The sequence below is a fragment of the Psychrobacter immobilis genome, assembly GCF_904846225.1.
GTDB classification, from domain to species: Bacteria; Pseudomonadota; Gammaproteobacteria; order Pseudomonadales; family Moraxellaceae; genus Psychrobacter; species Psychrobacter immobilis_F.
The window spans coordinates 91,107-103,719 of sequence record NZ_CAJGZJ010000007.1; the positions used below are offsets into that span (position 1 = coordinate 91,107).

Here is a 12,613-nt window from a genome sequence, read left to right on the forward strand (position 1 = left end):
TGAATGGCTTGATTTATATTGCGACATCGCTCTGACGTCTGTTGACGCTCAGCTGCATATGCCCTCTTAGCCACGATTATTCGACACCATTGCTATCTATTTTCTTATCATTTGAGTACAAAAGACATCGCCCTATGACTATTTCTATCGCTTCATTGCAAAGCACCGAATTCGCCGTTGGTCAACGCTATTTATCTGATACGGAGTCCGAGCTGGGCTTAGGTGTGGTCATCGATGTCGATGACCGATGTGTACATATTTTATTTCCTCAAAGTGAAGAAACGCGCGTCTATGCGAAAAACTCTGCGCCATTGTCGCGCGTGGTTTTCAAAGTAGGCGATAGCATCTACGATCAAGATGGAAAATGCTACACAGTCAATGCCGTTAATGAGGTGATGGGTGTGCTCAAGTATGGTGTCGATGAGCATGAACGCGGCATCATGGAAACTCGTCTGGCGGCCAATATCACGCTAGCAAAACCGCTTGAGCGATTGCTGGCTGGTCGTATCGAACGCGGCGATTGGTATGAGCTGCGCCAAGATATCTTGCGTATGCAGTCGGCGCTTGCTGGGCATCCGCTCAAAGGTCTAATGGGTGCTCGTGTTGATATCATTGAGCATCAGCTCTATATCGCGCATGAAGTCGGCAAACGTATCGCTCCGCGTGTTCTACTCGCTGACGAAGTTGGCTTGGGTAAAACTATTGAAGCAGGTTTAATTATTCATCAGCAGTTATTGACTGGTAAGGCTGAGCGTGTGCTCATTCTTGTGCCAGATAGCTTGCAATATCAGTGGATGATTGAGCTGCGTCGTCGTTTTAACCTAAACTTTGCGTTGTTTGATTTGGTACGTGCTGCGGCGATCAAAGAGCACGATCCTGAACAAAACGTCTTTGCTACTGAGCAATGTATCATCGCTGGTATGGATCTGTTGCTTGACCATCCTGATCTATATGACCAAGCGATGGATGCAGGATTTGACTTACTGGTCGTCGATGAGGCGCATCACCTGCATTGGGATGAAGCGCAAGGCGGCAATGATAAGTATGACTTGATTGCAGATTTTGCCGAAGAAACGCCTGGCGTTATGCTGTTAACAGCGACCCCTGAGCAGCTTGGTGCCCAAAGTCATTTTGCGCGTCTGCGTTTATTAGATCCTGACCGTTTTGATGATTTGGATGAATTTATCGATGGTCAAAAAGCCTTTGCTGAAACAGCAGCAGTCGCTGGCGTTTTGATAGAAGATAAGCCAGTAAGCGACGGTCAAATTGCAGCGTTAAGCAGTTTACTAGATATTAGCATTGATGAGCTAGCCGCGATCAACGACGATGAAAAATTGCGAACGTATGCGCTCAACGAGTTACTTGATCGTCATGGTACGGGTCGTATCCTCTTCCGTAATACTCGTGAAAGTGTGAAAGGGTTTTATGGTCGTAGCAGTCAGCCGTATCCGCTGCCATTACCTGAGGCGTGGAAAGACAGCTATCAAACCACTGGTAAATTGCGCGAGCAGTTATGGGGTGAAGAGAACCAGCCTGATGGTGGCTGGCTAGAAGACGACCCACGTGTGTCTTGGCTCATTGATATCTTGCGCGGTGAGCTTAAACATAAAAAGGTCTTACTGATTGCTCGTAGTGGCGCGACCGTTGAGAGTTTAGAGGCGGTATTGCGTCTGCATGCAGGGATTAAGACGGCTATTTTTACTGAACAAATGACCTTGCTTGAGCGTGACCAAGCGGCAGCGTTCTTTGCCGATAGCGAAGGCGCGCAGATATTATTGTGTTCAGAGATTGGCTCGGAAGGTCGTAATTTTCAGTTTGCGAGCCAATTGATATTGTGGGATTTGCCAGCCAATCCGGATACATTAGAGCAGCGCATTGGCCGCTTAGATCGTATCGGACAAACGCAGCAAATCATGTTGCATGTGCCCTATGTCCAAGGCACGGCGCAAGAGCGTCTTTATCAATGGTATAACAATGCCTTGAATATGTTTAACCAGATTTCACCAACCGCGCAAAGCGTGCAAGAGCAATATATTCAAGAGCTAAAACCAATGCTTGAAGGCGCTGATACTGCCGATAACCGTACGATATTACAAGGTGTTATCACCGAAGCATTACAAACGCGCTTGGGATTAGAGTCACAGCTACAAGCTGGCCGTGATCGCCTGCTAGAGTACAACTCGTGCCGTCCTCGTGTTGCTGGGCGTATCGCTGATGCGATGCGTGATTTTGATGGCCACAATCTATTACCGCAGTTTATTGAGCGCTTTTTTGCCTCAGCCAATATTGATCATAATATCCAGCGTGATGGTTCGTGGGTTATTGCCCCGATTGACAGTACGGAGATTAGCGATTATATCGATGGCTTACCGCTGGGTGATGAAGACGGTATGACGCTCACTTTCGAGCGTGACCAAGCGCTGCAACGTGAAGATATCGAGTTTATCACTCACGAGCATCCATTGATGCGCGCTATCTATGAGCTGGCGAGTACCAGCACCTTTGGTAATACGACCGTCGCAATGCTAAAAAGCGCTGCTGTGCCACAAGGTATGGTGCTACTCGAAGTGAACTTCCGAGTTGAAGCCATTGCGCCAAGACTGCTTAATTTACCAGCGACCTTAACCACGCAAAACATCCGTGTCTTTATTAGTGAGCAGGGTAGTGATTTATCCGCCCGTATCAGTGCCGACATGATTATGCCGCACATTGATCGCTTGGACAAAAACCGTGCACGTCAAGTAATTAAGGCACGTGGCGATGTGATTGAGCAGCGTTATTATGAAGCCGAAGACATTGCTCGTCAGCAGTTAGTAGAAATCGGTGAGCAAGCAAGTGCGCGCTTTAGCCAGCAGTGGTCACGTGAAATCAAACGCCTGAAGCATTTGCAAACCATCAATCCTAACGTGCGTTCTGCAGAGATTGAACGTTTAGAGCAGCTAAAAGCTCAAGGTGAGCAAGCGCTTGGTAACTTATCCTTAGTACCAGATTCTATTCGCGTGCTTGTGGCAGTGAAGCCATAATTTTAAGAAAATGGTAAAAAACGAGATGTTATCAGATATCTCGTTTTTTGCCGCTCATATTGTTTTATAGAATATTTACTCTGTATTGACGCATTAAAATAAATTGGGTAAGACGCATAAGTAATTGGTTAGTCTCTAGTCAAAGCCATCAATATTGGGTAAGATGTTTACCTTGCTGATTTGTAACAAATGCTTAGATAATAAATACTCAGTGATAGCCCTGCTATGACTATACTTTCTGTTCTAAAATAATGTCCTGTTCTAAAATATCGCTTGTGTATGGTTAGCAAGTGATTTCATATTATTTTAAATTCAAACGCAAAGGAGCTGTCGCAATATCATAATTATATTGATATCGATAACTGCTGGGCGTTTTTTATAAAAATAAGGAAACCTATCGTCATGTCCCATTATTCGCAACTGATTGATGAGCTGCTTGCTACTGTGGCACTTATTGAAGTGACCCCTGATGTTTTTGAGGGTAAAAGTCATGACTATGTTGGTAGTCGTATTTTTGGTGGGCAAGTGCTCGCCCAAGCAATCATGGCTGCGGCTCATACGCTAGATAGAGACAAACCGTGTCATTCGTTACATGGGTATTTTTTGCGTGGTGGTGACATCAACCAACCCGTTATTTATCAAGTGCGCCGTTTGCGTGACGGTCGTAGTCTGTCTGCGCGTGAAGTAACGGCCATTCAATACAAAGAAATGCGTGGTAAGCCACCAGTTGAGCAAGTCATATTTTCGATGATTGCTTCATTTTCACCGATGGAAGAGGGCTTAGAGTATCAAGAAAATATGCCCGTTTATCCGCCGCCTGAAGATTTGCTGGCAGAGCAGGATTTAAAAGAAGAGTATGTGGGTAAAGTTCCAGACGCGCTCAAAGGACGATTTATGCGTCGTCGTCATGTCGAGATTAAACCCGTTAAACCGCGTGACCCTATTCATCCAGAGCCAATGAAACCTAAGCAAGCCAACTGGTTGCGTATCCGCGAACTGGGCAATCAGCCAGTCGCTATTCAGCAAGCATTGCTGGCGTTTTCGTCCGATTTTTATCTGGTAGGAACAGGATTAATGTCACATGGCGTGAGTTTTATGACCAGTGGTTTGCAAGCGGCCAGTATCGATCATTCAATGCATTTTCATCGCGATTTTGATTTGAACCATTGGCTATTGTACGACATGTGGAGTGATACGACGTCCAACGCTAAAGGTTTGAATCATGGACAGTTTTGGCAGGATGGCAAGCTGGTTGCCACGGTACAACAAGAAGGGTTGATGCGTTTGCGTGTGCCGAAGTCTTAGTTCTCGTTACTGTTAGTCCTCGTTACTTTTAGTTCTCGTTATAATGTCATCATAAAAAAAGCGACTCACTATTGATAATGAGTCGCTTTTTTTATTCTAAAATTTTAATCATCGCGCGAGGCAGTCCTAAACTGTCTTGCGCTTTTTGTGGTGTTAACCATTTAAAAGCGATTTCAGCCGCTGCCAATTTCTCATTTAATTCGACTATTTGTGCCGTATCAATCATCAATTTTTGCGGCGTCAAATACCAATGAAAATGTGTCAATGAGTGCTTGATAGGGGCATCATCAAATAATGTGTTACTGATTGATTCGGCAACTAAGTCATTTTCTATCAGCCACTCATTGATAATTTGCTCAGCAGTGGTAAATTCGGCTTCATATACTTTTTCATTGCTTGCAACGTTTAATAATTTATTGTCGCCAACTTCTGGTTTTTTAGCAGTATTCTTAACACTTGCCTTACCGTCAACTTTTTCCAAAAACTGTAATGGCAAGCTCCATAAACCACCCCAAATACCATTATCAGGGCGTTGTAGCCATAATAGGTTGCCATCAATATCTCCCATCAATAGCGCATTGCTAAACTTACTGGGTTTGGGCTGTTTTTTTGCTTTGACTGGATAATCGGTTTCACGTCCCTCAGCATGGGCGATGCAATCTTCTTGCAACGGACATAATAGGCAAGCAGGCTTGCTACGCGTGCATAACGTCGCGCCCATATCCATCATCGCTTGCGCAAACAATCCTGAGTCATCGACAGGTGTCAAACGTTCAGCGAGTGCCCATAGCTCTTTGGTCGTGGCAGACTTGGTGATGTCACCATCAATCGCTGCCCAGCGTGTTAGTACGCGTTTGACATTGCCATCGCAGATAACGCCATAACGATGTAAACCCATCGCCATAATCGCCCCAGCCGTTGATGGACCAACACCAGAAATCGCCTCCCAACCTGCCAAGGTCGTGGGATACTCGCCAATCTCATCGATCACTGCGACCAATTGCTTCGCGCCCTTATGCAAATTTCGCGCGCGTGCATAATAGCCGAGCCCTGCCCAATGCTCCGCTACGGCATCCCATTCTGCTGCGGCCAAATCTTGTACAGTGGGAAACGACGCCATAAAACGGGCAAAGTAAGGTAGAACGGTGGTGACTTGCGTTTGCTGAAGCATGACTTCTGACAACCAAACGATATAAGGGTTTGGTGTGTCGGTTTGATGCTGTTGCCAAGGCAAATCATGGCGACCATTTTCGGCAAACCAATCAAGCAGACGTGGGGCGAAGGTTTCGATGGAAGAGTTGGCGTGATTAAAAGTTGTATCTAATGGAGTAGCGTTTGAGTTGGCAGTTAGCTGGGTCATATAAGCATTTTTCTTAAACGTAAGGGCAAATTATAACTGATTTTTAAATATAAGACTTTGATGAAGAGATTTTAAAAACAAAGTATCTGAACATAATAATTTCTATACTCACTCTTACAAAAACAATATATTCATCCATACCCATAAGTCTAAAATGAGCGCTTATTTATAGTCATTCGTTACTGTTGGTTCAAATATTTGAAACGACGCTAGGGCACGCCCTAGTAGTTATCTGTAAAAAATATTTATCAAATATAATATAAACAGTTGCTCATATATATGAGCAATATTTTAGGAATATTCATGAAGTTAATTTCAAATGGCTTATCCAGAGCATTGCTGGCTCTAGCGGTAATAGGTTGTACTACTAATGTGATAGCGGCTCCTTCTAATTTAGTGTTACAACAGCCGAATGTTTCTTTAAAGCTAGCCAATGAACTCATTGAGGCCACAATGGCTGCCTGTCAGAATAAAGGTAAAACGGCAGTAGTAGCGGTTGTCGATCGCGGTGGCAATCTCATTGCTCTACAACGTGGTGACAACGTTGGGCCACATAATACTGATGCTGCTGTGCGCAAAGCTTTTACTGCACTATCGACCAAAACGCCCTCAAGAACGTTATCTGATAATGCGCGTGCGAACCCAGATTCAAATAACTTAAATACAGTCAGTGATTTATTGCTGCTTGGTGGCGGTGTACCACTAAAGTTTGGTGATGAAGTGATAGGCGCTATCGCTGCGGGTGGCGCAGGTGGTGCAGTGCAAGATGAAGCTTGTGCGCTTGAAGGTATTGAAAAAGTCATGCCTAAACAGAAGTAGTTGATGTTTTGGATATTGCTAACAGTAAATAAAAAAAGCCCTTAAGGGCTTTTTTTTGTATTTGTTCTAAATAAATCTAAACCATTGAAGTGAAAAGCAAAACGGCTTTCGATTTACTTCCGATTCTGCCGAGTACGCTTTTTACGTAGACGTTTTTCTTCTTCTTTAGCTTTGCGCCTCTCTTCTGCTGCAAGGCGTTGTCCTGCTACGACGATTTCTTCTGCCTCAATCATGGCTGGGGTCTCAAGCGTGATACGACCAATCTTAGCACTACGTAATTCGTTAATCAGAATCTCAGACATCCGGTAAGTATCGACTTGGTTGCCCGAACGCACGCAGCCGCGATTACGACCCGCCACTTCAAAAAATTCCCAATCAGTCTTTGGCAGTTCTTCAATTTTATAGCGGGTTTTTAGTAGTTCAGGATAGGCGTGCATCAAATATTCAGCGGTGTAGCTGGCGACATCAGCGAAGTCAAAAGCGGTGTCACGTATACCGCCCGTCGCGGCCAAACGATAGCCAGAGTTTTCGTTTTCAACCTTTGGCCACAGCATGCCGGGTGTGTCATAGAGCATGATGTCATCGTCAAGCTTAATTAATTGCTGAGACTTAGTGACGGCTGGCTCGTCGCCCGTTTTTGCCACGGCGCGCCCAGCTAACGTGTTAATCAATGTTGATTTGCCGACGTTGGGAATACCCATAATCATCGCTTTAATTTGGCGACCGGTACCGACTTTGTTGGGCACGAGGTGTTTACAGATCGCGATGATGCGTTTTACGTCATTGGCTTTATCGGTATCGCAAGCAATTGCTTTAACACTGTTTTGTTGCTCAAGATGATCCATCCATAATTGGGTCAATTCAGGGTCAGCAAGGTCAGCTTTGTTCAAGATTTTGATGACAGGTTTTTCGCCGCGTAATGCCGCGACCATTGGGTTTTCGCTGCTATAAGGAATGCGTGCATCGATCACTTCGATGATGACGTCCATCTGAGGCATAATTTCTTTGATTTCATTACGGGCTTTGTTCATATGCCCAGGGAACCACTGAATACTTACTCTCTTATCCATTTGCTTTCGTAACCTTTTTATTCATAAAATTCGGCGCTAAAGATCATGCCTTACTTTTGGCAATGTCTTTAGTCATGGCCGTCAGTTTACTACAGAACCTGCCTGCTCACGGCACAATTTCGTTCAAGCATGACGCAAGGCTATTCTTTCGCCTGATTCTCTGCTTCCTCATTGGCTGGCGGCAATGGGGCGAGATAGCCAATTAATAGTATTAAACTACCCGCGCCAAGGAAGGAAATGACTCGCCAAATTGCCTCGGTCTGGGATAAATCAACCAATACCAGCTTAAGGACGACGATTCCTAATAGCCCAATACCCATAAACCAAAGCGTGCGCTGCCAATAGCGACTTGCCATAATGGTGGCAACTAAGGCCAAAAGCGTCCATAAAATCGTCAGCCCAGTCTGTACTTGCTCACTCTGCCATGCGCCACCTTGAGAGTTGTCCCAAAGCGGTGTGCCAATAAAGGCGTGTAGCGTTCTGATTAACATACTGGAAACTAGCCAGAAGCTGATCAGTCCCAAGGTAATCAGTAAATTGTCAGCGGTGAATAGTCGCTGGGATTTTAAATTAGTATTTGATGGTTTTAGCTTTTCATCATGGTACTTTTGGCTCAGGTAATACAGACCAAAACCAACCAATAGCGTTAGCCACGAGGTAATATCATACAGGTTCAGTAGTGGAAAATAGGGCAGATGCCAAATGACGCCGTCATAAGACCAGTTGGTAATGACGACCCAAAACAAAGCCATTGGGATAAAGATAACGGCGCAACTAAATAGTGCGGATTGCCAATCAAACCAGTGCAGTAAACCTTGATTTGGCTTTTCATTCACTTGCCTATTTTGCTTGCGATCAGCAATGGAGCGATAACTGAACCATAACCCTGACAATATCAAGACTGCTGGGATCAAGACAGCCATGACGCCATCCGATGCTGGCAGTCCATAATGGGCAGCAGCAGCGATGAGCAAGAGACCAGTACCGAGCCAGCTTGCCCCAGCGTAGCTTGCAGTATTTTTATTGTCATTATTGTCATTATTGTCTGATTGTGTTTTTAACCAAAGCTGACCAATCATAAACCAGCCAACTATTAAGACTGACAATATTAGCCATTGCATGGTCGTCCATATCAAATTCAGCTCAAACTTTTGTGGCAGTTGCAATACCAGCATGAGATAAAACAGTAATAGTAATCCCTGACTAAGCTGTCTGACCTCTACCCACGGACGATAACGATTGATAATCCAGTAAGCACTCAAGCTAATCAGTGCTGCCAGCGCAATCACGGTCGTTCTTAACTGCCAAACATCAAACCAATAACGCAAATCAAGTACCAGTACATTTAGCATCCACGCCATCGCTGTAAAGGTCAAAAATTTTACCAATCTAGGACTGCGCCAAACGAGGTTAAATACGTGGCTTTGGCTATTGATTGAGACTAGCCATTGGCGCGCGGCTTGGTTGCTGATACCTAATGCATTGGCGTAGGTCGCTATTGCCTCGGACGTCGTGCTTAGTTTTGAGTTATGCGTGGCAGAATGGGCGACATCGTCATCTAACAAGCTTGCTAATAGGGCAGGCGAGTGACTAGCACGTAAAATAAACGTAGCGGCTAGATAACTGATTGCCGAAATGCTCAAGGCTAACACTGGATAATTTTCGCTAGAAAACAGCACGGTGGTCACGAGCATACCAATACTAATGAGCTGTAATAATAGACCAAACAATACGGACCAAGAGCGCAAGGAGCGCCTACCGAACCAGACCAACGCCAATCCTTGTACTGACCAACCAAAAGCAATCCACTCAGCATTTAGAGCCAAAGGTATCACCAATGCTAAAAACCCAAAGCCTAGTGCCAGCATACCTTCCGTCATTAGGGCATAACGTTGGCTTCGCTGCACAAAACCCCAGCCCAGCACCAGATAAATAGTGGCTAAAATCGCACTGGTCACGGTTAAGGCATTAGGGATATCGTCTAGCAAGGCGGCAAACAAACCAAAGGCCAGTAGCGGCACCGAAAATAATAAACCCGTATCGATAGGGAACAAATAAGTAGTTGCTTCAGCTTCTAGGGGTTTTGTCTGGTCAGTTTTGCCAATATCATTGGTATTATTGATAGTGTGGCTGTCAGCGTTAAAGGCTGCTTCATTGAACGTGTTATAGCTGATGATTTGCTGTGCATAGCGAATGACGACAAAGAGATAAAGAAGTAAATGTAGAGCAACCAACGTCACTAATAACCAGCGCTGCGACTCAATGACCGCACTCAAATTCTCACTTGTGCCCCAGTAATAGGCCAGCCCAAATGTCACGGTCGCCCCAAATAAATTTAATATTTTCCAAGGACGGTAATGAGCGATAGCGGCAATCGTGACATTTAACAGGAGATAATAGCTGAACAATACCACCAAACTTCCCGTATCTTCACTGGTTAAAATGGGCGCAAAAAAACCACCAGACAATGCCAATAATGCTAAAGGAAACGCATTTTGACGCACGGCTAGCACAATGGTAATGGTGGATAATAGTCCCAGTCCAATGAAGCTTGGGATGCTGGAGATAATTTGATAGACGCTATAAGCAAAAAAAGTACTCAAATAAGCAATCGCCAAGCCCGCGCCTTGTAAGGTAATGCCATAAGAAAAGCGTTTTGCCGTCAGTTTTAACCCCAGTCCTGCCAGCCCCAGCCCTGCGATTCCGATTGCCATGAGCTTAATAGCAATCGAAACCTCTATATACTCGCTCAATAAGCGTAGTAGTAGCACGACACCGACCAGCAATACTAGTACGCCGACACGCACGACTAGATTGCCACCGAAAAACCAATTTTTGATAGAGTGAATCAGTGACGTGACGATAGGTAATGAGCGTTCATCAGGTTCTATAGGCGTGGCTGATGCTTTATTCTTTGTCGTGATTAAAGGGCGATTGTCTAGCCACTCAGCATCAGAAGTGTTTGCTGTCAGGTTAGTGAGAGACGTGGTTGGTCGTGAGGGTGGCCACGAATTTGACGTGGTATCTACGGGATGGATTTTCGGATTAATAGTTTCGTCTTCAGTAATTTTATCTTCAGTAATTCTGTCTTCAGTGATGATGTTTTCAATAGCGACGTCGTGCGCATAAGACTCATCAGCAGCACGAGTAGGGGACGTCATTTTAGTGCTGTCTTTATGTTGTTCAAGCTCTATTTGTAGCGTGGTTATATCGCGACGTAGCCGCTCAAGTTTTCGACTTATTTTGGTGTATAAGGCGACAACCACGATTAATAAAGCGGTAAAAGCCAGCCAACCCAGTTGGGTTATCAAAAAATATAACATCCTCGCCACTCAATCCAGCTCATAATAAAGTGATAATGACGCTATTTGGTCAGAAGTACAAGACGGGCTGTGCTACTCGTTCAGATAAACAATGGAATACGACAAAAAGCAAAAGGTCAGCTTAATGAGTAAGCTGACCTTTTATTAACTGCTTGTTTGCTTCGCCTGTGTCTTGTTTACTTCAATTATATAAAGCAACATTTCGACACGCTTTATTGATGCTTATCCCAAGTTGGTTTTCATGAACTCAAGCATATTTTCCCAGCTTTGTTTAGCAGCAGCTTCATTGTAGCCAAGGTCTACATCATTTTTAGCAGCCTTTTCGTCAGCATGTGGATTGGTAAAGCCATGTTTGGCACCATCATAAACATCGATTGTGTAGTCAACATCGGCTGCATCCAGCTCTTTTTTGAGGCCTTCAATCGCGTCCATTGATACCATCGAATCATCACTACCATGAGCCACCAATACTTTTGCTTTGAAGTTTTTATCCGCTGGCTGTTTCGGTGATAGATTACCATGGAAGGTAGCGACCGCTTTTAATGGCATAGCATCTCGTGCCATATCTAGGACAATTTTGCCACCCAAACAATACCCAATTGCGCCTAGGTTGTCGCCATCAACTGCGAGCTGATCGCTGAAGTCATTGAGGATCAAGCGGCAACGCGCCATGAGCATGTCTTGATCTTCTAATACTTGCTCCATCCATATATTGGCTTGAGCGGCATCCGACGTCAATTTACCTTCACCATAAATATCCATAGCCACTGCCGCATAGCCAGCTTCAGCCAAACGCTCAACCACTGATTTTGTATAATCGCCGAGACCCCACCATTCTGGTGCAACCAAAATACCTGCGACTGAATTGCTGTCTGAGGCGTTTTCTGGCAAGGCGATATAGCTCATAAGCTCAACGTTGTTTTCGGTCGTACTGATTAATTCAAAAGTCTTAATTGACATATTATTGTCCTTTTTTATATTGTGAGTTTTATTTATTCGTCATTGAAAGGATTCGTTTTTCTGACTTTTACTACCTTAACGCCCATGCTCAGTAAAAACAGCTATAATACTGTAACGCTCTTTATCAAAATGCAACTGTGATGTTATGACTATAAATTTGTTCAATAAATCTGCGACAGATACCCAGTTTCCTCAAAATATAAACTCGGATTCAGAGGTTGCTGGATCGTCTGATATGATATCGGACAAGGTGTCGACTTCGCCACTACGCCCGCAGTTTTGGTCGCGTTTTGCATTGGCAGAATTGAATCACAGTGAATGGGAAGCCTTGTGCGATGGCTGTGGCAGCTGCTGCTTAATCAAGTACATCGACAATGATGATGACGAAGAGATGGTTGAATATACCGATGTGACTTGCCAGCTGATGGACTGCGCGACGGGGTATTGCCAGCATTACGACACGCGTCAAGAGCACGTGCCGGACTGTATCCAGCTGACCATAGAAAACCTACCAAAAATGATGTGGTTGCCATCGCACTGTGCATACAAACGTTTGTATAAAGGTCAAAGCTTACCAAGCTGGCATTTATTATTGACCCAAGATGCTGTGACGACGCAGCAGCAAATGCGTACTGCCAATGTCGGCGTGGCTGGTCGCTGCATCTCTGAAACTGGCATGTCTGATGAAGAGATGGAGACGCGTGTGGTCAATTGGGTTAATCCTTAATGAGCGTCAGTGAGCGTCGCTACGCT

8 protein-coding genes are annotated in these 12,613 nt (G+C 44.7%); 4 read left to right on the forward strand and 4 right to left on the reverse strand.

Translation table 11 applies throughout. From position 1 onward, the window contains the following. The first annotated feature begins 134 nt into the window (after positions 1-134). Together rapA and JMX48_RS07135 are read left to right on the forward strand one after the other, a co-directional pair. Positions 135-3,023, forward strand: coding sequence for an RNA polymerase-associated protein RapA (rapA, locus tag JMX48_RS07130; RefSeq protein ID WP_201536006.1), 2,889 nt, complete (start codon positions 135-137; stop codon positions 3,021-3,023). A gap of 402 nt (positions 3,024-3,425) precedes the next feature. Further along, on the forward strand, positions 3,426-4,328 hold the full coding sequence (locus tag JMX48_RS07135) for an acyl-CoA thioesterase (protein ID WP_201536008.1): 903 nt from the start codon (positions 3,426-3,428) through the stop codon (positions 4,326-4,328). Between the two features lie 91 nt (positions 4,329-4,419). On the opposite strand, the gene mutY is transcribed toward JMX48_RS07135, so the two are convergent. After that, a complete protein-coding gene (gene mutY / locus JMX48_RS07140) occupies positions 4,420-5,688 on the reverse strand; it encodes an A/G-specific adenine glycosylase (RefSeq protein WP_201536010.1) in 1,269 nt (422 codons plus the stop codon). A gap of 303 nt (positions 5,689-5,991) precedes the next feature. On the opposite strand from mutY, the gene JMX48_RS07145 reads away from it, so the two are divergent. Continuing rightward, on the forward strand, positions 5,992-6,507 hold the full coding sequence (locus tag JMX48_RS07145; protein ID WP_201536012.1) for a GlcG/HbpS family heme-binding protein: 516 nt from the start codon (positions 5,992-5,994) through the stop codon (positions 6,505-6,507). Positions 6,508-6,620: 113 nt separating this feature from the next. Here the strand turns inward: JMX48_RS07145 and ylqF are convergent, their stop codons facing one another. The 3 genes from ylqF to JMX48_RS07160 form a co-directional block, all read right to left on the reverse strand. Continuing rightward, positions 6,621-7,577: a ribosome biogenesis GTPase YlqF gene (ylqF, locus tag JMX48_RS07150; RefSeq protein WP_201536014.1), complete on the reverse strand. Its 957-nt coding sequence runs from the start codon at positions 7,575-7,577 to the stop codon at positions 6,621-6,623. 140 nt (positions 7,578-7,717) lie between these two features. Further along, positions 7,718-10,888, reverse strand: a complete 3,171-nt coding sequence (locus JMX48_RS07155) for a DUF2339 domain-containing protein (protein WP_227687940.1) — start codon at positions 10,886-10,888, stop codon at positions 7,718-7,720. Positions 10,889-11,122: 234 nt separating this feature from the next. Beyond that, positions 11,123-11,860, reverse strand: coding sequence for a dienelactone hydrolase family protein (locus JMX48_RS07160; protein ID WP_201536018.1), 738 nt, complete (start codon positions 11,858-11,860; stop codon positions 11,123-11,125). A gap of 235 nt (positions 11,861-12,095) precedes the next feature. Here JMX48_RS07160 and JMX48_RS07165 point away from each other — a divergent pair, with 235 nt between their 5' ends. After that, positions 12,096-12,587, forward strand: coding sequence for a YcgN family cysteine cluster protein (locus tag JMX48_RS07165; RefSeq protein WP_201536068.1), 492 nt, complete (start codon positions 12,096-12,098; stop codon positions 12,585-12,587). Positions 12,588-12,613: the final 26 nt, after the last annotated feature.